At 42.7% G+C, this 23829-nt stretch carries 19 protein-coding genes and 1 tRNA gene; 10 read left to right on the top strand and 10 right to left on the bottom strand.

Going from position 1 to position 23829, the window contains the following annotated elements; all coding sequences use genetic code 11:
* Positions 1 to 505: 505 nt before the first annotated feature.
* Positions 506 to 596 (bottom strand) — tRNA-Ser (locus ACJAT7_RS10790).
* 182 nt (positions 597 to 778) lie between these two features.
* On the opposite strand from ACJAT7_RS10790, the gene ACJAT7_RS10785 reads away from it, so the two are divergent.
* Together ACJAT7_RS10785 and ACJAT7_RS10780 are read left to right on the top strand one after the other, a co-directional pair.
* Positions 779 to 2746, top strand: coding sequence for an exoribonuclease II (locus tag ACJAT7_RS10785; RefSeq protein ID WP_415226807.1), 1968 nt, complete (start codon positions 779 to 781; stop codon positions 2744 to 2746).
* Between the two features lie 154 nt (positions 2747 to 2900).
* Positions 2901 to 5210 (top strand): YgiQ family radical SAM protein, encoded by a 2310-nt coding sequence (locus ACJAT7_RS10780; protein WP_415226806.1) that lies wholly within the window; start codon positions 2901 to 2903, stop codon positions 5208 to 5210.
* Positions 5211 to 5283: 73 nt separating this feature from the next.
* Here the strand turns inward: ACJAT7_RS10780 and recR are convergent, their stop codons facing one another.
* The 3 genes from recR to selD form a co-directional block, all read right to left on the bottom strand.
* Positions 5284 to 5883: a recombination mediator RecR gene (recR, locus tag ACJAT7_RS10775; RefSeq protein ID WP_415226805.1), complete on the bottom strand. Its 600-nt coding sequence runs from the start codon at positions 5881 to 5883 to the stop codon at positions 5284 to 5286.
* Positions 5884 to 6314: 431 nt separating this feature from the next.
* The gene (gene mnmH / locus ACJAT7_RS10770) at positions 6315 to 7439 is read right to left on the bottom strand and encodes a tRNA 2-selenouridine(34) synthase MnmH (RefSeq protein ID WP_415226804.1); all 1125 of its coding nucleotides are present in this window, start codon (positions 7437 to 7439) and stop codon (positions 6315 to 6317) included.
* 1 nt (position 7440) lies between these two features.
* Positions 7441 to 8496: a selenide, water dikinase SelD gene (gene selD / locus ACJAT7_RS10765; RefSeq protein ID WP_415226803.1), complete on the bottom strand. Its 1056-nt coding sequence runs from the start codon at positions 8494 to 8496 to the stop codon at positions 7441 to 7443.
* A gap of 319 nt (positions 8497 to 8815) precedes the next feature.
* On the opposite strand from selD, the gene ACJAT7_RS10760 reads away from it, so the two are divergent.
* On the top strand, positions 8816 to 9454 hold the full coding sequence (locus ACJAT7_RS10760) for a LysE family translocator (RefSeq protein WP_415226802.1): 639 nt from the start codon (positions 8816 to 8818) through the stop codon (positions 9452 to 9454).
* 119 nt (positions 9455 to 9573) lie between these two features.
* On the opposite strand, the gene ACJAT7_RS10755 is transcribed toward ACJAT7_RS10760, so the two are convergent.
* Positions 9574 to 12426: a hypothetical protein gene (locus tag ACJAT7_RS10755; protein ID WP_415226801.1), complete on the bottom strand. Its 2853-nt coding sequence runs from the start codon at positions 12424 to 12426 to the stop codon at positions 9574 to 9576.
* Between the two features lie 599 nt (positions 12427 to 13025).
* Between ACJAT7_RS10755 and ACJAT7_RS10750 the strand changes: the two genes are divergently transcribed.
* Together ACJAT7_RS10750 and ACJAT7_RS10745 are read left to right on the top strand one after the other, a co-directional pair.
* Positions 13026 to 13928, top strand: a complete 903-nt coding sequence (locus ACJAT7_RS10750) for a DMT family transporter (RefSeq protein WP_415226800.1) — start codon at positions 13026 to 13028, stop codon at positions 13926 to 13928.
* Positions 13929 to 13968: 40 nt separating this feature from the next.
* On the top strand, positions 13969 to 14319 hold the full coding sequence (locus ACJAT7_RS10745) for a thioredoxin family protein (protein ID WP_415226799.1): 351 nt from the start codon (positions 13969 to 13971) through the stop codon (positions 14317 to 14319).
* Between the two features lie 72 nt (positions 14320 to 14391).
* Here ACJAT7_RS10745 and ACJAT7_RS10740 read toward each other — a convergent pair whose 3' ends face one another.
* Positions 14392 to 14820 carry a gamma-glutamylcyclotransferase family protein gene (locus ACJAT7_RS10740; RefSeq protein ID WP_415226798.1) on the bottom strand — a complete coding sequence of 143 codons (429 nt, stop codon included), beginning with the start codon at positions 14818 to 14820 and terminating at the stop codon, positions 14392 to 14394.
* A gap of 425 nt (positions 14821 to 15245) precedes the next feature.
* Between ACJAT7_RS10740 and ACJAT7_RS10735 the strand changes: the two genes are divergently transcribed.
* Entirely contained in the window at positions 15246 to 16250 is a 1005-nt protein-coding gene (locus tag ACJAT7_RS10735; protein WP_415226808.1) for a BMP family lipoprotein, read from the top strand.
* A 133-nt stretch (positions 16251 to 16383) separates the two neighbouring features.
* Here the strand turns inward: ACJAT7_RS10735 and ACJAT7_RS10730 are convergent, their stop codons facing one another.
* Entirely contained in the window at positions 16384 to 16797 is a 414-nt protein-coding gene (locus ACJAT7_RS10730) for a VF530 family DNA-binding protein (protein WP_415226797.1), read from the bottom strand.
* 154 nt (positions 16798 to 16951) lie between these two features.
* Here ACJAT7_RS10730 and ACJAT7_RS10725 point away from each other — a divergent pair, with 154 nt between their 5' ends.
* Together ACJAT7_RS10725 and ACJAT7_RS10720 are read left to right on the top strand one after the other, a co-directional pair.
* Positions 16952 to 17362: a LexA family protein gene (locus ACJAT7_RS10725; RefSeq protein WP_415226796.1), complete on the top strand. Its 411-nt coding sequence runs from the start codon at positions 16952 to 16954 to the stop codon at positions 17360 to 17362.
* Positions 17362 to 18618, top strand: a complete 1257-nt coding sequence (locus ACJAT7_RS10720; protein ID WP_415226795.1) for a Y-family DNA polymerase — start codon at positions 17362 to 17364, stop codon at positions 18616 to 18618. The genes ACJAT7_RS10725 and ACJAT7_RS10720 overlap by 1 nt, the downstream gene beginning before the upstream one ends.
* 23 nt (positions 18619 to 18641) lie before the next feature.
* Here ACJAT7_RS10720 and ACJAT7_RS10715 read toward each other — a convergent pair whose 3' ends face one another.
* The 3 genes from ACJAT7_RS10715 to ACJAT7_RS10705 all read right to left on the bottom strand — a co-directional run bounded on the left by ACJAT7_RS10715 (position 18642) and on the right by ACJAT7_RS10705 (position 22308).
* Positions 18642 to 20312: a diguanylate cyclase domain-containing protein gene (locus ACJAT7_RS10715; protein WP_415226794.1), complete on the bottom strand. Its 1671-nt coding sequence runs from the start codon at positions 20310 to 20312 to the stop codon at positions 18642 to 18644.
* Between the two features lie 375 nt (positions 20313 to 20687).
* Positions 20688 to 21617 carry a GGDEF domain-containing protein gene (locus tag ACJAT7_RS10710; RefSeq protein WP_415226793.1) on the bottom strand — a complete coding sequence of 310 codons (930 nt, stop codon included), beginning with the start codon at positions 21615 to 21617 and terminating at the stop codon, positions 20688 to 20690.
* Between the two features lie 247 nt (positions 21618 to 21864).
* Complete coding sequence (locus ACJAT7_RS10705) at positions 21865 to 22308, bottom strand: MarR family winged helix-turn-helix transcriptional regulator (protein ID WP_415226792.1); 444 nt, start codon at positions 22306 to 22308, stop codon at positions 21865 to 21867.
* A gap of 138 nt (positions 22309 to 22446) precedes the next feature.
* On the opposite strand from ACJAT7_RS10705, the gene ACJAT7_RS10700 reads away from it, so the two are divergent.
* Together ACJAT7_RS10700 and ACJAT7_RS10695 are read left to right on the top strand one after the other, a co-directional pair.
* Positions 22447 to 22869 carry an organic hydroperoxide resistance protein gene (locus ACJAT7_RS10700; RefSeq protein WP_415226791.1) on the top strand — a complete coding sequence of 141 codons (423 nt, stop codon included), beginning with the start codon at positions 22447 to 22449 and terminating at the stop codon, positions 22867 to 22869.
* A 129-nt stretch (positions 22870 to 22998) separates the two neighbouring features.
* Positions 22999 to 23829 (top strand): NADP-dependent oxidoreductase (locus ACJAT7_RS10695; protein ID WP_415226790.1); only part of this gene is annotated, 831 nt, incomplete at its 3' end.

The raw sequence follows: 23829 nt of genomic DNA, 5'->3' as shown, positions 1-23829 counted from the left end.
TTAAATCATCAGGACAATATCTACTTAGCCTCATCAAATCAACATTTTAAGTAACAGTTTAGTAAATTATTGATTTGATAAAGGTGTTAACGTGATACTTGTCCCATTTTAAAAAAAGATCATAACCTATTAATTTATAAGTGAAATTTATCCTCCCAAAATATAACCTACAGGGTGATACCTATCCGCTGATAAAATAGAGGAATGACACCATTTGGTAATTAAATCCAAATCTTTTTATCTTTACTGGTAAGTGTTTCTTATCTGATGGGAATTAAGCAGAGATATGATCACGGAAATTGAATGATAGTTGATATGTTTAGTTAGCATGATATTACTAGAAAACGGGCAATGAAAGGGCTGCCGAGGTTTAACTGCGGGTGGTATACAAAATTTAAAAATCTAAGCGAAATGGAGAGCAGGAGAGATTTAGCTCTCATCATATTGTTTATTACTAAGCAGAAACAAAAAAACCCACTGCAAGCAGTGGGTTTTTTCGATAATGTGGCGGAGGAGGAGAGATTTGAACTCTCGGAGAGCTATAAACCCTCGCTGGTTTTCAAGACCAGTGCATTCAGCCGCTCTGCCACCCCTCCGGAACGAGGCGCATATTAAACAAGTTTACCTAAAAAGCCAAGCATCTTTTGCCATTTATTTTAAATTTAATGATTTAAGTAAATTTTTCCTTTTATTAACAGCCAATCCCCATTATATTTGCACCTACTCTAGCCATTCTTTAATCGTTTGAGCAGTGCATTTATTTTAAGGTTTTATTTTTATGTTTCAAAACAATCCATTGCTTAATCAATTAAAAGAACAAATTCAAGAAAATACCCCTAAACGTCAGGGGGTTGTTAAGGCGACCGAGCGCGGTTACGGTTTTTTAGAAACGGATAAGGGCAAACGATTTTTTATTCCGCCCAATCAGATGAAAAAAGTGCTGCACGGGGATCGTATTAATGCCTATATACGCGAGAATGGCGACAAATCAACAGCCGAACCAAACCGGTTAAATAAAACAGGCACAGATATCTTTATCGCCCGCCTAATCATTCAGAATCAGCGTATCTCAATACAGCCAAACAATCCGCTTCTTAAAGGCTTCTTTAAAATTAAGGGTGGGCAAGCTCTGGCGGCACAAGGATACAAAGATGGCGACTGGGTCAAAGTTAAATTATTAAGCCATGCATTAGAAAGTAATGGTTTTTTAACGCAAGTCATTGAAAAAGTAGCCGATGCCAACGATCTGTTCGCATATCGTCTGATCACTGTTGCGACCCATAATCTACCCGATAAAGCGCCTGAATTTGATCACCCTTGGCAAGTTATCGACCCCTCTCTTGAACGTGCTGATTTAACTAAATTACCTTTTTTCACCATTGACGGTGCTAACACCCAAGATATGGATGATGCACTTTATATCGAAGAAAATGACAATGGCTGGAAGTTAACCGTTGCCATTTCCGATCCCTCTGCTTATGTACCTGAAAACAGTGAGATGGATAAAGAAGCGAAACGACGCGCTTTTACTCTTTATCTGCCCAACTTTAACGTGCCTATGCTGCCGCGTGATTTAAGTGACAGTCTTTGTTCATTAAAAGAGGGGGAAAAACGAGCCACCCTATGTTGCTCCATGCAAATTAACAGTGACGGCAAGATAGAGGGTGAACCTGCCTTCTACGCGGCGTGGATCAAATCCTATTATCGCCTTAACTATACGGATGTTTCCAATTATCTGGAAAACGAAGAGTTGACCGCCGATTTATGGAAACCTAACCAGCAACTGGCCGAGCAATTACAAACGTTAAATAACGCATCGATAAAACGATTACAGTGGCGCAGTGATAATAATGTGGTCTTTAAGAGTCAACCTGATTACACCTTAAAGCTAAATAACAAAGGTGAGGTTTACGAAATATTATGCGAGCCAAGACGCAGTGCAAACCGCCTGGTCGAAGAATCAATGATTGCGGCAAATATTTGCGCGGGTGATTATTTGGCTAAACATAAACAGCAAGGCGTGTTTAATACTCATTCAGGCTTCGCTTCCGACCGTCTGCAAAAAGCGGTGTCACTGCTTGCTGACTACGGTATAGAGACGGATGTTGAATCATTGGCAACACTGGCCGGTTATACAAAAATTCGTCAGCAAACTGGCGCGCTACACAACGCTTATCTGGATCATAGATTACGTAAGCTGCTGACTTATGCTGATACAAAAAGCAGCCCTGAAGCGCATTTCACGATCGGCGTGCCACATTACGCGACCTGGACCTCGCCAATTCGTAAATATGGCGATCTGCTTAACCATCGTTTAATCAAATCTATTTTATTAAATGAGAAGAGTATCGATATTGATAAAGATATAGGTATCTTACTTAATGAAAAACGTAAGTCACAACGTCTTGCCGAGCGGGATGTTAATAATCAACTGTACAGTCAGTATCTTAAAAGCCAAGAACAGTCTCAATGGCGTTACAAAGCAGAGATATTTGATATTGTTAAAGCGGGTCTTCGTGTCAGAGTGCAGGAAAATGGCGCGACCTTCTTTATTCCCTGCAGTCTGCTTTGTAAAGAGAGTAAAGATGCCAAGCTTATCGACTGTAATAGTGAATTAGGCAGAGTGATTATCGCAGAGCAGACCGAACTGCAGCTTGGCGATGTTATTGATGTGATGCTTAATAACGTTAAAGTTGAAAGTTCACAGTTAATCGGAAAACTGGCCGATCCGCTTGTCGTTTCATAAAAAATACAATTGAAGTTAAGTTGTTTTTTATAACTTAACTTCAATCGCTTACCCGCCGTATAAATCCACATAAAGTTCGCGGTTAAGAAAACCCTGCAGTTATGCTAGAATCCCCGATCACATTACACCACACAAAGCAAGTTAGGCAAAAATAATGAGTATTGATTTACTGCAAGCTGAAAGACCCCTTTTCTCCTATCCAAAATTCCAAGCAAGGTCTGAAAAAGCTGCGCCGTTTTTGCCAATGTCGCGTCAAGAGATGAAAAAACTCGGCTGGGACAGTTGCGATATTATCTTAGTTGTCGGTGATGCCTATGTCGATCACCCGAGTTTCGGTATGGCAGTGATTGGCCGTACACTTGAAGCACAAGGTTACCGCGTCGGTATTATTGCACAGCCCGAATGGCACAATAAAGATGCCTTTATGGCCCTTGGTAAACCGAATCTGTTCTTTGGTGTTTCTGCCGGAAATATGGATTCTATGATCAACCGTTATACCGCTGAACGGCGCATGCGCCATGATGATGCCTATACGCCAGACAATGAAGGTGGTAAACGCCCGGATCGCGCGGTGCTTGTTTATACTCAGCGCTGTAAAGAAGCCTATAAAAGCGTGCCGGTTGTAATCGGCGGTATTGAAGCCAGTTTACGCCGTATTGCGCATTATGATTACTGGTCAGATAAAGTACGCCGCTCGGTTATTCTCGATGCGAAAGCGGATATTCTTTTATACGGCAATGCCGAGCGCCCGCTGCTGGAAGTGGCTTATCGCCTCTCACAGGGTGAGCAGATCAAAGAGATGCAGGATATCCGCGGTACGGCTGTGTTAACCAAAGAAGCGCTGCCAAATTGGGATGGGATTGATTCACGCAAGGTCGACCAACTGGGCAAGATAGATCCTATTATTAACCCTTACGCCGATATTAATGTTGCCTGTGCGACGCAAAAACTGGCAGATCAGTCGCTCAATGAAGATCCGACTGAGGTTATTACTATTCAGCCGGAGCAGTATCGTCCTGCCAAGAAAAAACCGTGGGAAAACACCTATATTCAGCTGCCGAGTTTTGAAAAAGTCAGTCAAGATAAAGTCTCATATGCACATGCCTCGCGTATTATGCATCAGGAAACAAATCCGGGCTGTGCACGCGCCTTGGCACAATATCACGGTGAACGTCTGGTGTGGATCAATCCACCCGCCTATCCGCTCACCACAGAAGAGATAGATAGTGTTTTTGGTCTCCCTTATCAACGTGTGCCGCACCCCTCATATGGCGAGGCAAAAATCCCCGCTTACGATATGATCAAGTTTTCGATTAATATTATGCGTGGCTGCTTCGGTGGCTGTACATTCTGCTCAATAACAGAACATGAAGGTCGGGTGATACAAAGCCGCTCTGAAGATTCGATTATTAAAGAGATAGAAACAATTCGCGATAGCGTCCCCGGCTTTACCGGTGTTATTTCTGATTTAGGCGGCCCGACAGCCAATATGTACCGTCTTAAATGTAAAAGTCCGAAGGCTGAGCAGACCTGCCGCCGCTTAAGCTGCGTCTTCCCGGATATCTGCCATCATATGAATACCGACCATGAGCATACTATCAACCTGTACCGCCGTGCTCGTAAGCTCTCCGGTATTAAAAAGATATTAATTGCTTCCGGTGTGCGTTATGACATAGCGGTAGAAGATCCGCGTTATGTGAAAGAGCTGGTTGAACACCATGTGGGCGGTTACCTTAAAATAGCCCCTGAGCATACTGAAAAAGGCCCATTAGATAAGATGATGAAGCCGACCATGAGCAGTTATGAAGTATTTAAAGAGATGTTTGAAAAATACTCTAAAGCGGCGGGCAAAAAACAGTATCTGATCCCCTACTTTATCTCCGCACATCCGGGCACCACCGATCAGGATATGATCAATCTGGCACTGTGGTTAAAGAGCAATAATTTTAAATTGGATCAGGTGCAGAATTTCTATCCGTCACCGCTGGCGAATGCGACCACTATGTACCATACAGGGAAAAATCCTCTCCATAAAATATCTAAAGAGAGTGAAGAAGTGTTCACCGCAAAAGGCGGACGTCAGCGTAAACTACACAAAGCCATATTACGTTACCATGCGCCGGAAAATTGGCCGCTGATTCGTGAAACATTGAAGAAATTAGGGCTTGCACGCAAACTCATTGGTAAAGGTCCAAACCATCTGGTGCCGCCAGAATCGCGTAATGAGGCGCAGGGTATTGTCACGCAGACTAAATTTACAACCAACAATAAACCCACGCAGAGCGCAGTTACCCGGCATACCGGCTCAGCGCAGTTTAAGAAAAGTGCTGCCGGCAATAAAGCTGCTAAGACAGGCTCTGCAAAGGCAAAACTGGGCAGCAACAAACCGGTTGCATTAGATAGGGGGAAAACGGGCGCGAAGAAAGTGGTGAAGTTTACCACCAATAAATCGATGCCAAGATAGAGTTATTATCAAACCATAGTGAATAAAAAAGGGCTTTATTTAAAGCCCTTTTTTAATGGCTTGAATACCGCAATTAAATAGTAGAGCGACCTGTAAACGAATGTGACAGAGTGGTGCTATCGACATACTCCAGCTCCCCGCCCACCGGCACACCATGGGCAATACGGGTGACTTTAATGGCATATTTTTTAGCTATGCTGGCAATATAATAAGCGGTAGCTTCTCCTTCGACCGTCGGATTTGTGGCTAAGATAATTTCAGTAATATTCCCTGTACTTATCTGTTTTTCAAGCAGGGAGAGACCCAATTGATCGGGGCCGATACCGTCGAGCGGCGAAAGATGGCCCATTAAGACGAAATAAGTACCCGAGAAAAGTGCAGTTTGCTCTACCGCCAACACATCGACAGGCATTTCCACGACGCAAATCATGCCGCTCTCTTTACGTTTCTCATTGCTGCAAATTTCACAACAATCACGTTCGGTAAAGGTACGGCATTGCTGGCAATGGCCTATCTCATTAACCGCACGCTCTAGTACATTACTCAATTTCAATGCGCCTTGGCGATTTTTATCGAGCAGATGATAGACCATACGCTGCGCAGATTTAGGGCCAACACTTGGCAAAAACTGCAAGGCTTGCATTAATTCTTCGATTAGGGAAGGTGAGCTCATATTTAGACTTCTTATCAATTTAATTAGCAGGTAGCGCACTAATAGCGCCACACAGATTTTTATTTTAACATGCCTAGTCAAGTTATCAGGCAATAATTTTTACGCTTATGCACTTAAATAAGGTAAGAGAAACATAACTTGCCTTTTACTTAATGAACTTGGGCCGTGGAGCGACAAATTTGTCAAGAACAAACTTGAACATTGGAGTTTACGACAATGGCCTGAAAGGCGAAGGGCAGAAAACCCGAAGTAATTGAACGACAGTTCGATGTCATAAGCGGATAAGCTCTGCGCATCCTTTTTTCAGTCCACTTATGAAAAAGGCGGACTAAAGTCCGCGCCCCAAAAGCAGTCGCTTATTAGATGCTAAAGCTTACCTGAGTCATCTGCATAAGCACGTGAGTTTTTACTTAAGCCCCACTCAGGCGGCTCTATTTTGCATTAACTGTTAACCATTCTTTGACTTCATCGAAGGTACCGCTGAATTTTATTCTATCCGCCTTTTTAGAAAGTTGATATTGATACATAGGATCGTAGTAGTCTCGCAGAATCGGGGCAATCCAGTTAAGGTGCCCTTCACTACTGCCGCTGCTTAGCTGCTGTTTTAGCGCCGCATCCAAGACGCTGCTGAGCGCCTTAAATTTTTCAGCGCCGAGACGTTTGCGTATCCCGTAAAGACCGTGCTCAAGGTGTTCCTGATAAGCTTTCCAGCCGAGCTCAGCGCCCAGTGTCTGCGTAAATTGCTCACTCATTAAAGTACAATATTCATCACACAGTCTTTGTTCACGAATGGCCAGCGGATCATCCACCACCACCATAGAAGCCTGCTGCATACCAGCATACAGAGGCAGGGGCACATATAAACGGCCGATTGCCTTGCTTTCATCTTCAATAACCAATGAACTGCTTTGTTGTGAGAGGTTTATAATATCGACGGCAAGTTGATTTTCATAGCTAATCTGCCGCGGCTGCGCAGACACTTGTTTACCAAAACTTGAGCCGCGGTGATTGGCTCGCCCTTCAAGATCTAAACCATTGCGCAGTTCTTTAATTAACAGTGTTTTACCGCAGCCCGTATTACCGCCGATAATAGTTAACTTTTGTGTGCTCGCTTGCGCTATCTGTTCAATAAGAAAACGGCGTAACGCTTTATAACCGCCCGGCACAATATTAATATCAACGCCGATATCTTTAAGAAATTGAGCTGACAATCGTGAGCGCATCCCCCCTCTAAAACAGTACAGCCAAGCACTTGGGTTAGCCTTTTTAAACTCCGCCCATGCGCTAACGCGATTTTTTATATCCGATGCAACTAACTGATGTCCGAGTAAAACAGCGGCCTCTTGACCACTTTTTTTATAGCAGGTACCGACCTGTGCGCGCTCGCTATCTGTCATCAAGGGTAAATTGCAGCTACCGGGAAATGCACCCTGCGCAAACTCAACAGGCGCTCTCACGTCAATAAACGGGGTCTTGGAGAGGAACAATTCACGATATAATTGTGAATGATCCTGTTGTGATGCGGATTCGCTCTGTATCTCTATTGACTCATTCATTTTAGCGCACACTAATAACGGGTTGATCTGCTTTAGCGTTATCCATTTCACCTACCTGAAACAAGCTGACGCCGCCATTTTTGGCTGTTTCCAATAACAAGGGGGCCGCCTCGCGGGTAACAGAGATAAGTAAACCGCCGGAGGTTTGCGGATCGCATAAAATCGTTTTCTGCATTTCGCTAAGTGGCGACACCTGATGGCCGTAGCTGGCAAAGTTTCGCAGTGATCCGCCGGGTATACAGCCCTGTTCAATATAACTTTGCAGCGCCTCTAAGGTGGGAATTGCGGTAAAATCCAGTGCTGCGGATAAACCACTGCCATGACAAATTTCGCTCAGGTGACCCAATAAGCCGAAACCGGTGACATCGGTCATCGCATTAACACCTTCAATATAAGCAAAATCAGCGCCTATTTTATTGCTCTGGCACATAGTATCGCGCGCCAAGTTTTTGTGAGCGGGCTGTAACAATCCCTTTTTTTCTGCTGTGGTTAAAATACCGATACCCAGTGGTTTAGTCAAAAACAGCAAATCGCCCGCTTGCGCCTGGCTATTTTGCTTCACTTTATCTGTCGCAACTATTCCCGTTACCGCCAAGCCAAAAATAGGCTCCGGTGCATCAATGCTGTGTCCACCAGCCAAAGAGATCCCCGCTGCATGGCAAACCGCTCTGCCGCCATCGATAACGCGGGCGGCGATACTAGGATCTAATTTATTAATCGGCCAGCCAAGAATTGCAATCGCCATAATAGGTTTACCGCCCATTGCATAAATATCACTGATCGCATTGGTTGCGGCAATACGGCCAAAATCAAAGGGATCATCAACAATCGGCATAAAAAAATCCGTGGTGCTGATAATGCAGCTGCCGTTGCCAAGATCATAAACCGCCGCATCGTCTTTATTCTCATTGCCCACCAATAGATTGGGATCTTTAAAATCAGGCAGTGATGACTGCAATATGCTGTCTAATACTTGCGGGGAAATTTTACATCCGCAGCCTGCGCCATGACTGTATTGGGTTAGGCGTATATTGCTCTGTTCATGATCTACTGGCATATGTTCTCTCTCTGGAATTATTACGATTTACAGCAAGGCTGTCGAAAACGGCTTAACGCTTTATTTGTATTGAAATTCTCAGCCTGTTCAAAAATATCATTGTAGATTTTATCACGACAGATAGGTAGATAGTTGTATTTTATCAACATGGATACAACACATATTTTAAATCTGGATTTACGCTGATTGGGCCGTTATCAATAAAAACATTGTAAGTCGCTAACGATCCCATTAGGATTTTAAATTAACAGCCAATATTGTTTGGATCAAGCATTGGCTTTTTGCTATAAATAGACTGATTTTATAAAGAGTGGTAGTGATGCACATTTTAAACTTTGAAGCGTTTTTGGTCGCAATTACCATTTTAACATTAACACCGGGTCTTGATACTGCACTGGTTATCCGTAATAGTAGCCGCTCAGGACAGCTTGACGGGTATGTGACCAGTTTAGGAATCTGTTCGGGGTTGTTTGTGCATGCCCTGTTTTCTGCGCTCGGCATCTCTGCTATTTTATTGCAATCGGCTGAACTTTTTCAATGGGTAAAATGGATTGGCGCGGCCTATCTAATCTGGTTAGGCATTTCAGGTCTTTACTCTATCTACAAAGGTAATAATAAAATAGCGATAAGCGAGGCAAATCAGAGTCGATTTAGCGCGCCGCGTTCACTCAGGGAAGGTTTCCTCTCCAATGTTCTCAATCCTAAAACTGCGATTTTTTATTTAGCGTTTTTGCCGCAATTTATCGATCTTAATTATTCACCCGTTTTGCAGTCGTTAACCATGGCTGGTATTCATTTTTTAATCGCCATGATCTGGCAATGCGGCTTAGCGGTTGCCGTTAATTCAGCTAAAAAATTATTTAAAAGTAATGCAATGATAAGTTGGATGGAGGGGATGACGGGTATGGTGCTCATTTTATTAGGCGCAAAGTTACTGCTATCGGATAATAAAATTTAGTTTCTCCACTGTATGCCTCGTCGGATTTTTATGGCAGAGATAATAAACGGCGCTGAGCGCTTTAATAGTCTAATCAACTTATCTCCAGCACAGCCGGAGATAAGTTCAAAGACTCGCGGCTAGAAGCCCATCTGCATACGCAAATAGCCCTTTAATTGCCCCTCTTCACTATCCAATCCTTGCGCAAGACCAAAGGTAACAGGTAATGTCATCTTATATCCCAACTTAAGCTCTGCGGTCAGTTCGCCACCAATACCTGTGAGTTGTTTTATATCTTGCCCCGTATCCCAGCTCGCGCCGGAATCAACAAAAAGCGCGCCGGAAATATCACCTAAACCGACTGGAAACAATGACCAGTTTCGCTCGACACGTCCCAGCCAGCTACTTAGTTGCAGACGCTCTGTGGCATAACGGTGACCTCGCTGCACTGACTCGTCATAACCTCTTAAGGCTTGGCTATCGCGACCAAACAAGAGCGCCTCCTCGGTGAGATCATGCCCCCCCAATCGGAATGCTTTTGCGCCATCATCTGCATAACCGAACCCCAGTCGTGCAGTTAGCGTGGTTCGGCCAGGCAGATCTAATGTTCCCAACCATTGCGCCTGGTATTTTTGACCACTGTAATCGCTGTTAAATAGTTCATTGCTTTCAACCACCAGATCAACATAATTTCCCCAGCCGGTACCGGGAACATTTAAGTACCTTTCACGGTTATCAAAGGTCACAGCCAAGCCTGCCAGCGTCTCATTATATGCGCGGTATGGGCGCGTATAATTAAAATCAGGTTGTGAGACAAGGCTCTCTTTATCCAATACCATACCTGCATGAAAGCGAAGATTATCTTCCCATAGCGCAAACATATTTTTACGCTGCAAAGTGAATTGATCATCCTGAAGAATACGATAATCTTGTAAGCCATTTTCCGTGAATGTTACAAAGCTGTGGGTTCGCTGCGCACTCACTAACCAGCGATTATCATATTGATAGCTCAGGTTATAATTAGCAACATCATTTTTAAAATCCCAATCTGCTGCTATCTGGTAATTATGACGTCCCAATGCATCCGCACCGTAAAAAACGATCCCGGCTCTACTGCTGGTATCGTCAAACCCGAGAATAGGAAGCCATGTTCGCGGCCGTAATGTTGACCATGGGGTATAGTCTGTTATTTCTGATTTAACGGTCTTTTCAGCTACGGGATCCGGATAATCATAACGCCCTTGATGGCTCTCAGCAGTAAAAACGGATAACGATTGTGGCTGCTCAATATTACGTAAAATATATCCGTCACTGGCATACGCCTGATAAACCAGACCTAAACCATCCTGCCACTGAGGCTGAAAAGCACCGCCAATTTCGCGCGTCCACTGTGTTACCTCCCGACTCTGTTGATCCAAAACAAAAATATTATAAACACCCTCGTAATCGGCGCTGAAAATGATCCGCCCGTCCGCTAAAATTACCGGACTGTTCTCAAGCGCTTTACTGTCGGTAAGTGGCTGCCATTGCAGGTAATTTAAATCGGCGCTATTAAGAGATAAACGTTCTAAATTCCAGCCCTGCTGCGGACGTTTAACTGACGCAACCAGATAATCGCCAGTTGGCGCTAGATCAAATGCCCCGAGTACCACATCTTGTTGGCCCTGCCAAATTCGTTGTTGTGGATCGCCAGATTGCCCCCCAATCAGCCACAATTCACTCAGACCATCAACTTTGCGGCTGGCAAGCAGTTGCTTACCATTGGGCAGCCAACGCAACTTTTGAAAACGCTGCCGCTCAGTTAAACGAGTCCAGTCGCCATTTTTAAATACAAACAGATCATTGAATACGCGCCCATCGGCATAACTTATTTTCCGAGAAGCAGCCAACCCGGCAGTTGGATGCTGTGAAAGTGCGCTTATTCCCTTGCTGCTGACAACCGATTGCCAGACTGCATTTTTATTCTCTTCAACATTAAGCTGCGCAATCAATGGCCGATCTTCTCCATTGTTGCGGTTAACCAGCAAGCCAGTATTACCCGTTGCGGTCACTTGCAGAAACAGATTTTTATCTAAATCATCTCCGACCACGGCACGCTGCTTAAGGCTGGCTATTTCGCTAGCAAAACGAGTATTTAAATAAGCCTGATAATCAGACCACAATATAAAAAAGTCTTTACCGAATACCTGTTCAGCAGAGTGATTAAGTAAAAAATAGGGCAATAGTTTACGACTGTAATTGTGCAAAAACAGCTGTACTTTATCTTCGCCATAAGTCTCGCTAAGATACTCAATAAAATAAGCACCATAAAGATACGGGGAACCGAGTGGCAACTCACGGGATGCAACAGCCACTTGTTGCAGATCTTTCAGCTCTCCACTAGCGACCTGCATACGCATCTGCATCGCATAGCTAGCGCCCTGCAAACGGCCATAACCTAATTCTTTATTGGTTTCCAGATAAACAGCCAGCCCCTCTATTAGCACTGACGGCGTCAAAGCATGTGGAAATAGAAACATATTTCGCCCAAAGACGTTACGCAGCGCGCTGACCGCGCCTCCGGCTAATTCTATCTGCATAATATGGGCGTATTCGTGGCGAATTAACAGATGCAGCCACTCATCATAGTTCTCTAAATAATTAACATCATCAGGCTGACTCATAATCAGGCGAATCTGTGCAAACGGGAACGGTGTTGCCCAGCCGTTAGAATAATCATAATCATCAACCAACACTATTTCAGTGCGATTCTTTGGGGCGCTTTTAAAAAATGGCAGTAGTTCAGTGTGCACCTGCTCGGCGATATCTAAAGCTCGAGCCGCATTGTGCTGATGACCATCGACAAAACTGATAGTAAAATTTTCTGATTGCTGAGTGAGCCAGACTTGCTGCTGTTGATCCCAGGCAACAGGCGACGCCATAACCATTTTCCCCGATATGCACAGGCTGGACAATGCAACGAGCAGCATCGCGATAAGTTTATTTTTTGTCATTTAAATTAGTCCCTTAATCTTGTTCTTCTTATCATTAAATTACAGTCATGGATGTTTTGTGGTGCACTAAAATGAGGGCACACAAGCAATGGAGGGTGTATACAGCCCTTTCCTGTAAATATATTATGCCACAGACTCTGATATTTATACCCGTTATCATTCAAGTTGCAAAAATCAAAAAATAGTAAGGTGAACAGGCTCTAGGTGTAAAGGTGAAAAGGTGTGAAGGTGAAAATCTAATATGTTAAATCGAGCCTTCATAACAACGAAGATGTTTGCCTTACTGATTGCCCTGCGGGGCGCTCGTTTCTTATAAAACAATGGCAATACTGCGTTGCAACATTTTTTAAGGACTAGCCCTTTAAGGATTAACGTAGTCAATCGATCGAATGGTCATCATGTTGCGCCTTGTCTTGGTGTCCGAGCTAGCGACTGACAAATGCATTTTGATTGCTAACGGGTATACATCACTAGCCAAAATCACTGCACCACTACACTGCGTATGCGCTTTTTCATCCGTATACGATAAATAAAAAATACCACCAGAAGTTAAAGCTGTACCATGATAAGTCTCGTCATGTGCAACTGGAGATAATCGTTTGTCGATAACATTTACTCATAAGATCAAGACATTAGGCTACACAACAGCGGCACTTATTGCCTTTGCTGCCAATTCCGTATTGTGTCGAATGGCTCTCAGCGATGATGCCATTGATCCAGCGAGTTTTACTGTACTCCGACTTTTATCTGGCAGCGCCATATTTGTGGTTATTTTTGCTTTCAAATCACACAACTCAACGCTTATATCGACCAGCCGCGATGGAAGTTGGCTGTCACCCTTAATGTTATTTCTGTATGCGCTAACTTTTTCATTTGCCTATGTTTCCTTGGACACAGGTACGGGGGCGCTAGTGTTATTTGGTGCGGTGCAATTAACCATGATTATCAGCAGTGTGATCAATGGCAACAGATTGCATATATCTGAATGGTTAGGCATGAGCATGGCATTTATTGGGCTAGTTTATTTAGTCTACCCAACTGTAACAACGCCCAGTATATCTGGCTTTATTCTGATGGTGATTTCCGGTGTGGCTTGGGGGATCTATTCACTAATCGGTCGAAGCTCAAAACATCCATTACGGGACACCGCTTGTAACTTTAAACGCACAATACCATTGATCGCAATTCTAGCGCTTGCCACTATGCCAACCATGACTCTTTCAAGTGATGGGATTATTTTAGCAGTAATATCAGGGGCGCTTGCTTCGGGAGTCGGCTATAGTATTTGGTATGTTGCGCTGAGCGGGCTGTCCGTAACGGAGGCTGCAGTGGTTCAGCTATCGGTTCCGGTAATAGCTGCGGTCGGTGGTCTACTCTTTGTTTTTGAACCAATAACAGCACGATTGATTTATTCAGCTATTTTGATGCTGGGCGGTATATTGATCGTTGTGTTAGGCAGGTATTATTTTGTGATAAGCAGAGAAAAAACTGATCATAACTAAGGCCTGTTTATTATCCATTCTATAGTAAAAAGGAAATAGCATGAAAAGCAAACGCACGGGTTTTAATCCGGATTACACCGAAGAAGCAACGACATTCGAACAAGTCAGTGGGTTACTCGGTGACGCCATCCTCGAATTTGGCACCCCTTGGTGCGGGCACTGTCAGGCGGCGCGACCTGCAGTTCAGGAAGTGCTGAACGAGCATGCCAATCTGCCCCATATCAAGGTTTATGATGGAAAAGGTAAAGCACTAGGGCGAGCATTCCAGGTTAAGTTTTGGCCGACGTTGATCCTGCTGCATAATGGTAAAGAAGTGGCGCGTCTGGTGCGGCCTTTACGTGCTGATGAGGTACGCGGATTGGTAGCGCAATCTGAATCATTGCAGCCTTAGACCAGCCTAACTTTTTTGCCGCATTATAAATATACCTTCACAAAACTGCTTTTTATTTTTCCATTTTCAACCTTATTGCTCACTGCTATATTGTATATAATCACCCGATTTAATGGCTTTTAGATTTGAGATATCGCGGTTAAACAGGTAAACCGATGCGAGCAGTTGCGCTCCGTTAACCAATTTAACAGGCAGCTGTTTCCTAATATATTCGTGGGGAAGCGGGAATTTGTCTGAGCATTCCTCATAATCATCAAGCAGGGCAAGTAATTTGCTGCTATCACCTATTTTATAGACCTCACCGAAAACTTTATCTGTTATTTCGCTCGATTCAATCATCCCAGGATAGCCATCCAGTAGATAAAGAATTCCTTGTGCCTCTCCTGCGGATAGGTACTCGCTGTAACTGGCTAGCAGGCCGTGCATTTTGCTGTTTCCCCCGCGCCGTAATGTGCCATATACAAAAATAAATTGCGGATCCATTCTCTTTTTTTCCTTCATATGCATTTCTTCCCAGTTCGTTAGTAACTGTGCTTATCCTTTAAATAGCAGGGGAAAATAGCCGATTTAAAAACTGATAGCGGGTGCACTAACCTGCGGTTTAAAATAAATAACTCTGCAAAGAGAACGCTGATATTCAGCTAGGTAATTAAAAATCAGTTTTACTCTCCAATTAATAACTAATTCGTTTTTTACTCACAGTTGCAAATAGTATTGAGATCTATACCCCGAAAAGTCTACTCAGCTCTGAAAAAAATAAAAAGATATTGCCTACTGAATAATACGCTTTACAATTTAAGTAGTTTATTAACGGCATTTAGTTGATTTCGATATCAAGATCAAGAATTACCCCTTATAATGAGCCGATATTTACGTACCATTACTTAATCATTCTCATTATGAATGATATAACTGCAAGGACTTTCATGGAAAAAATGATGACTAGAATTGCGATGGTAGTGTCATTAACTCTCTATTCATTTATTAGTAATGCAGCTAATTTCAAACCTGCGGTCGCATATGATTTAGCCGACATCTTTGATAAATCCTTCAATCAGGCCGTTTATGAAGATGGCGCAATGCAGTTTTCGAAAGAGAGCAATATTAAAGTACGTAATTTTAGACCTACCAGTAAGATAAATCATGAACAAGGCCTTGAACGCTTAGCTGAACGTGGTTATAGCCCGATTATTGCTGTTGGTTTTATGTACACAAATACCTTAGAAAAGACCGCCAAAAAATATCCACAGACACAATTCGTTATTATTGATTCTGTTGTAGATTTACCAAATGTAAAATCCCTTATATTTAAAGAGCAGGAAGGTTCATTCCTTGCTGGTGCCTTAGCCGCTATGAAATCCAAAAATAAAATAATCGGCTTTGTTGGCGGTATGGATATCCCGCTTATTCATAAATTTGCTTGTGGTTATGAGCAAGGGGCTAAATACATCAATAAAAAAACCCAGGTACTTCAAGATATGACTGGCTGGACTACTGCGGCTTGGTCCAATCCTGTGCGTGGTAGCGAGTTAGCTCAAAGCCAATTCGCTAAAGGAGCTGATGTTATATTCGCGGCTGCTGGCAGTACGGGTCTGGGCGTTTACCAAGCAGCTGAAGATGCAGGCAAGTATGCAATCGGCGTTGACTCAAACCAAAATTACTTACACCCAGGTGTAATGCTGACATCTATGGTCAAGCTTGTCGGTGTGGCAACCTATGAAGCATTCAAAAGTGCAGAGGCAGGCACCTTTACTGCTGGCATCGACCTCCGCGGCCTAAAAGAAAATGGTGTGGATTGGGCTTTAGATGAGTATAACCGTGCATTAATCACCCCTAAGATGGAAGCTAAAATGAATAATATAAAAGCTAAAATTATAGCGGGTAAAATCACAATACATGATTATACGACTAATAATCAATGTGACTACTAGGCGCTCACTGTAAGCCTAAATTCAGCAATCTCCTGCAGATCTCTTTTTTGATTCAGCCAACAACATTATGATACCCATTCCATTAATTAGATGATCTGTTTAGCCTCAGGAAACATTCCCTATTCCGGCTATTTTAGGGCTTGCGCTTAGGTGGACAATAGCCTCTATCACAACTTGATTTATGGTAAGGCTCAAAACTTTTTTTACCTCCTGCAGAGGCCTTTGACCTGTCCTCTTGCGCTTTCATCGCATCGCGTGGCACTATCCCAGCGGCAAAGCTACGCTCTCGAGGCGGCAATTTATATTGCTCATCATGGGGTCTAGGCATCCCTTTAAAACGATATAAGTAAAATGCTTCCAGCTTTTCTCTTGCCCACTTAGTATTACTTAGAAACTCCACACTTGTCGTTATGCTGGGATTGCTTGCAAAACAGTCAAAACGCAGATCAACGGCCAATAGATCCCAACCATAAAATCCGACTAATTCAGTTAATAAATCATCTAACTCAAGGCCGTATAATGGATTGTTTTGTTGTTCTTCTGTCATAACTACTCCTTAAAAATGTTAACTTATTCCCGACCGCTCCTTTATTGGCTTTATAATACAGCCGATGCCAATGTTCTGCACTGATGTTGAAGAACTATTGCTTTAAATTGCTTTGCGCTTATAATTAAACTGTATATTTAACCAGTGGTTTATTATGAAATTTATCCCGATAACTGCAAGTGCAGGCATTACAGGCTTTGAAAGCCCTGCCAGTGATTATTTACAACTGCCCTTAAGCCTAGATGCCTTATTAATTGATCACCCTAGTGCCTCCTTTATCGGTCGGGCTGATGGCAACTCGATGCAGGGTATTGGTATTTTTAATGGCGATATCTTAATCGTTGACCGGCAAGTTCAAGTCAAAAATCGTGACGTTATCGTGGCTAATTTTAATGGTGAGTTTATCTGCAAGATAATAGATACACAGCAACGTTTATTGCTTTCGGCGAATAAAAAAAATCAGGATGTCGCGATCACTCAAGATGATCAGTTTACGATTGAAGGTGTGGTGATCCGTTCTATTCGCTGTCACCGTCAAAGTCATCTGCTAGCGTCCACCCTTTAATGTTTGCACTGGTCGATGCCAATTCATTTTATTGCAGTGCTGAGCAGGTATTTCGTCCGCAATGGCGTGGCAGGCCACTTATTGTTTTATCCAATAACGATGGCTGTATTGTGGCAGCCAACAAGCAAGCTATTGCACTGGGTATTAAAAAATTCCAGCCCTATTTTAAAGCCAAGTTACTATGCGATAAAATAGGCGTGATTGTCTGTTCATCGAACTATGAGCTGTATGCCGATCTTTCCAGTAAAATGATGCAAGTTATTGGCCGCTTTGCGCCAGTGCAACATGTCTACTCTATCGATGAGTCTTTCTTAGATTTTGCAGGTTGCCAACAAAGCATCCCCTGCCTTGTCCAACATGCACAAAGGTTACGTCAAGCTGTTTGGAAAGAAACGCGCTTGCCTGTTTGCGTAGGATTAGGACCAACATTAACCTTAGCCAAGCTGGCTAATCATGTTGCTAAAAAATGGCCTGCTCACCAAGGTGTCTGTTTGCTGGATAACCCGCAAATAAGGCAACCGCTATTTGAGCAGTTAGCGCCTGCTGATGTTTGGGGAATTGGTCGTAGAACAGCTAAAAAGCTATTAGAGCAAGGGATTGATAGCGTCTCTAAATTAGTGCGGCTTAACCCGCATGAAATTCGCCAGAACTTTAATATTGAGCTGCAGCGAACCATTAAAGAACTAAATGGAGAAGTGTGCAAAGGCTGGGATGAAACGCGCGCTGATAAACAGCAAATATTTTCAACAAGAAGTTTTGGCCAACGGATCATTGAAATCGCGTCATTACAACAAGCACTCGCTAAACACACAGCAATTGCAGCCGTTAAAGCAAGACAACAAGGCTCTCTATCTGGCACCTTAATGGCGTTTGCGGCAAACAGCCCGTTTGATGAACAGCCACGTAGTTTTAAGATAGTTAAACACTTCACCCAAGCGACTAATAACACCTCTGATTTAATCAAAGCAATCAACGATAATATTGATTCCCTTTTTCAACCCGGTATCCAATATTACAAAGTAGGCGTCGGTTTATTGAATTTGAGCAGCGAATTAAACCAGCAATTTGAACTGTTTAGTGAGCCTAAAAGTGATAATCGATTAATGAAGGTGCTGGATAATATTAATCACAAATACGGTACTGATACCGCGCTATTAGCCAGTCAAGGTGTCGATGAAAAGTGGGCTATGCGCCGGCAATTTTTAACACCGCAATACACAACGCAGTGGCACGATATACCTAAGATCCATTGTTGAGCTGTAATTAAAGCAGTTATTGGTTAATCTTTTTGATTAAGTTCAGACTTGAAAAAATGAATAGAATTTCGATCCGATGTTTTTGATACATACATGGCGCTATCTGCTTTTTTAAGCAAATCAATCGATTTAACACCATCATCGGGGAACATTGAAATCCCAATAGATGCCCCTATTTCAAGGAGATTGCCACACACTTCAACCGGCTTGCTAAGCGAACTTATAATCCGCTCTGCAACACCTACTATTTCATCTTTTTCTTTGGGATCATGGAGAACAAAAACAAATTCATCGCCCCCTAAACGGGCTACAACATCTGACTGGCGTACTAATTCCAACAGTCTTTTCGATATCACTTTAAGCAACTCATCTCCAATATGGTGGCCAAATGTATCATTAATCAACTTAAACCCATCAAGGTCAAGGAACATCACCGCTAGCATGCACTGCTGACGTTCACAATTAATTATTTTTTGGCCTAAGCGTTCCATCAATAACGTTCGGTTTGGCAAATCGGTCAATGCATCATAAAAGGCTAAATGCTTTAGATGCTCATCTTTATGCCAAAGGTCAGTAATATCGCTAAATACCGAGATATAGCGCAGCGGCCTACCTTGCTCATCTTTCACCATACTAATAGTCATTCGCTCTAAAAAAAGGTCGCCATCTTTTCGGCGATTCCATATTTCGCCAGACCACTGCCCCTGTGTGGTTATCCTTTCCCACATTGAGGTATAGAACGCCTGATTTTGATGATAAGATTTAAGAATACGAGGCGTTAGGCCGATAACTTCATCTGCGCTATAACCGGTAATATCACTAAAGGCAGGATTAACTGACAAAATAACTCCGTTGACATCGGTTATCAAAACACCATCAAGGGTACCATCAAAAACACAAGCGGCTAACTTTAGCTCTGCTTCCGTTTCTTTTAAATCAGTGACTTCAGTCGCTTGAATTGAAAAACCTTTAACAGAACCGTCAATATCAAAATCGGGGATATAGTGCGCGAGGATATGACTGAGACTACCATTTGCTTTTTTCAGTGTCCGCTCAAAGCGCTGCGCTTCACCCGCTAAAACAGCTTGAATATATGGCTCATTCAAGTTATATAACTTCTCTCCTGTTAATTCCTTAAATGATACCCCAATAAGATCTTTAGGTGATTGAGAGAACCATTCACTAAAAGCATTATTAGCAAATTGGCAGCGTAACTCTTTATCCCAATAACCTATCATATTGGGCATAGAATCAATCACTTTTATCATGATTTTCTGACATTGAAGCTCAGTGTGATGGGCTGATTGTTCTTTTTTCAGCTGTAGTTGGCTACGTTTTACAAGGTAATGAAGATAACAGATATAACTACAGATTATGACAAAAAAAAGCAGATCAAACAGATCGAAAAGGTTATTTATTAACGGATGCGCAGCAAATAGTGGCCAGATAAAAATGAGTGCTAGAGATGCCAGCAAGGTTGCTATTAACCCAGTAGAAACCCCGCCATAAAACGTTGCAACAATGACTGCTAGGTAAAAAACAAACCAAGAGCTCGCTTTTCCGATAGCTTGCAATGGCCATATGTGCAGGAGGATGGCAAAACTGACAAGTAAAAGAGCAACCATAAAATGTTTAAAATATTGAGGGGAAAAAAATCGCATGCTCGTTGCCACTACTTTTCTTATTTCATACATGCTCATTCCTTGATCTATCAATACATATTTTGCAAATAAAGAATATTTGATTAACGACTAGCTAATTTTCTGTTTCCTGCTCTTTAGCAATCACCGGTTTTAACAGATAAATCTAAAACCGTTATAAATACCAATGAGAGCCATTTAATCTAACTCTACCTAGAGACTTATCATATATTTATATAATGAGAATTAAAATCAATAATAGTAAACAGTGGCCATTTAGCGAGCTCACAGTGCAACTAAAATCTTCCACGAATTTAGCTGCACTGTGAACAATATTGCTAAGGAGATTGACACCGAAGCGCATCTTAAGGGCAACGATAGGGAAGATCATAGCTCTTGTTCATAAGCGGGTTATGCGAGTTTTATAAGTTATCTTTGTGTATGAATTGCTTCGCGTAACCGATTTTGGGATACCTCGACCCGGTTTCTGCCATTACGCTTGGCAATATATAAGCCCTCGTCTGCTCTTGAGAGCAATTTTTCGACCGATTCACTTTTCAGCCGCCACTGTGCAACGCCAACACTAATGGTCACAGAAATACCATATGAAAAACAATGGTGCTGTATGGATAGCCTTAATTTTTCTGCGCTCTTAAGCGCACCGTTCAGTTTGGTATAGGGCATCAAAACGGTGAATTCCTCACCGCCCCACCGCGTTATGGTATCCGATTCCCGCATACACGCAGTAATTATTGATGCAATCTCAATAAGCACTGCATCTCCGCTTCCATGACCTTGGGTGTCATTGATTAATTTAAAGTGATCGATATCAAGCATTAATAAAGAGATGGGATAGTGATTACGCCGCGCGAGTTTAAGCTCTTGCGCGGAGATACATTCAAAATGGCGGCGGTTCCAGAGACCGGTTAATTGATCCGTCTCACTGAGCGAGAGCAATCTCTGTTCAAGCGCGTGACGCTCAGATATATTGCTTGCAACCCATAATACGGCATCTTCATCGTCTACTTTAAATTGTAAAGCCTGAACGCGGCCCTCAAACCAAATAACTTCAGAAGGACCATCTTCGTGCAAATTTTTTACGTCACTTCCGGCCAATCCATATTCAACAACTTGAAGTCTTTTATCCGTTAGGGCTCGCTCAATTTCAGCCATAAACCAGTTAGCCTTCTGCTCATTGAGCACATCGCGAATATAAGCACCAACTAAAAAGCTTCCATCGTGGTAATAGCGTGAATCTGTACCGCCAAATACCGCTGCATATTTACCACTGCGCGTTAATATAAATACGGGATCAGGGAGGGCTTGCATAATTACATGTATCTGTTCGAAAGAAAACATCCTGAGCACCTCTACGCTAAATGGCACAATATTCGATAGATTATGGTTACTTGCGCTTACTAACAACAAAAAAGCAGAACATCCATATTCTCTTTTCAAACACTATAGAAAAGGAAAACATTATACCCTGATCTACTTAACAAAAATAAAGTAGAGCCCCCTTAGACAGCGCAGTAAACGGATATTAGATAACCAAACACAGCGCTGCTGGAGCTAGCTTATGCTGAACGATTTGAACCTTGACGGATTAATTATTTAAATTAGCAAATAAAAGATCGCAAGCTTGTTTTAGTGCAGTTAATTCATCAAGGGTCATTTTTGATTTACACAGCATCGCATTTGGAACCTGCTCCGCTTGTTGACGCAAGTTGCGGCCTTGATCAGATAAAGAAATTATTCGTACACGCTCATCTTCTTTGCAGCGCGAGCGGGTAATTAACCCCTTACCTTCTAAGCGTTTCAACAGAGGCGTTAAGGTGCCTGAATCTAAATGAACTTTACAGCCTAATTCTTTTACATTTAAGGTTGAAGATTGCCACAACACCATCATCACTATGTATTGCAGGTAAGTTAAATCCAACTTTTTCAGTAGCGGTTGATAAGCTCGTCCCATCGCATTTGAAGCACTGTACAAGGAGAAACAAATTTGTTTATCTAACGTGAGATTCGATACTTGATCTGCTTTTGTCATGTTTTTTTAACTCAAAGATAAGAAAGATTGTGCACAATATACTTGCTTTGTATTTAAAACTCAATTAGCATAGTTAAAAATAAGTTGTGCGCAATATAGATGCACGCAATTAACATTCATCTGTAATGGGAAATAATTATGACTGCTTTATACACAACATCAGCAACAGCACATGCCGGCCGAAATGGACAAGTAACAAGCGACGATAAAAAATTGAACCTTGCGTTAAGTTATCCAAAAGAGATGGGCGGAACGGGAGAAGCCACAAACCCTGAGCAACTGTTTGCCGCAGGTTATGCCGCTTGTTTTTCTAATGCTGTTTTGCATGTGGCCCGTGAAACTAAAAATGCAATAAAATCGGCACCAACGACAGCAACAGTGGCTATAGGCGCAAATGAAAATAATGGTTTCGTGCTGGCAGTGGCGTTATCAGTTGAACTGGAGCTAGAGCAAGCTGCAGCGGTAGAGCTGGTTCACGCAGCTCATCAGGTATGCCCTTATTCAAATGCAGTCCATGGCAATATAGATGTGAAGTTGACAGTAAACGGTGTCGCTTTATAGCTCAAAACCACTCTATTTACAGTATAAAAAGATTAAAACACCTTGCTATGCAGCAATCAGTATAAAAATACTTTGCTCATATTAAGGTCTATAGTATTAAATTTACCCAATGACTATAAGGAATAAATCATGCGCGCAGTTCGAATTCACCAATATGGCGGCACTGACACTCTACAACTAGATCAGATTGATATACCTAAAATAAATGCAGATGATATTTTAATTAAAGTTAAAGCAGCGTCAATTAACCCTGTTGACTGGAAAATACGCGAAGGCTATTTGCAGGAATTTATCCCTTATAAGTTACCCGTTACATTAGGTTGGGATGTCGCAGGCATAGTCAGTGAGGTTGGCGCAGAGGTAACTGATTTTAAAGTCGGGGATGAAGTCTTTAGTCGCCCCGATATTAGCCGCGATGGAAGCTATGCTGACTATATCGCAGTAAAGGCTGAAGAAGCCGTTTTGAAATCAGCAAAATTAGACTTTGCACAAGCAGCCGCCCTACCATTGGCGGGTATTACTGCTTGGCAATGTTTAGTGGATGTGGGCCAACTACAAGCGGGTCAGCGCGTATTAATACATGCAGGTGCCGGTGGTGTAGGCCATTTAGCGATACAAATAGCGAAAGCACAAGGTGCAACTGTGATTGCGACTGCATCAACAGCTAACCAGCCATTATTAACCCAGCTTGGCGCGGATCAAGCGGTTGACTATACTCAAGGCCCCTTAATCGAGCAGATTGAGCCGGTCGATCTGATTCTTGATACTCTGGGCGGCGAAGTACAGGATCAGTCTTGGGCATTATTGAAAACGGGCGGGATGCTCGTTTCTGTAGTGCAGCCACCCAGTGAGGAGGTGGCAAAAACGCATAAGGTTAAAGCCGCTTTTGTGTTTATCGAACCGAGCAGCCGTATTTTACGCGAATTAAACAAATTAGTTGAAGTGAAGCAGCTAACGCCC

Origin of the sequence: Psychromonas sp., assembly GCF_047632995.1 — a bacterium.
In the GTDB taxonomy this organism is placed as follows: domain Bacteria; phylum Pseudomonadota; class Gammaproteobacteria; order Enterobacterales; family Psychromonadaceae; genus Psychromonas.
Note: the sequence above shows the minus strand (reverse complement) of the source record. Positions and strands in the feature narration are given on the sequence as shown.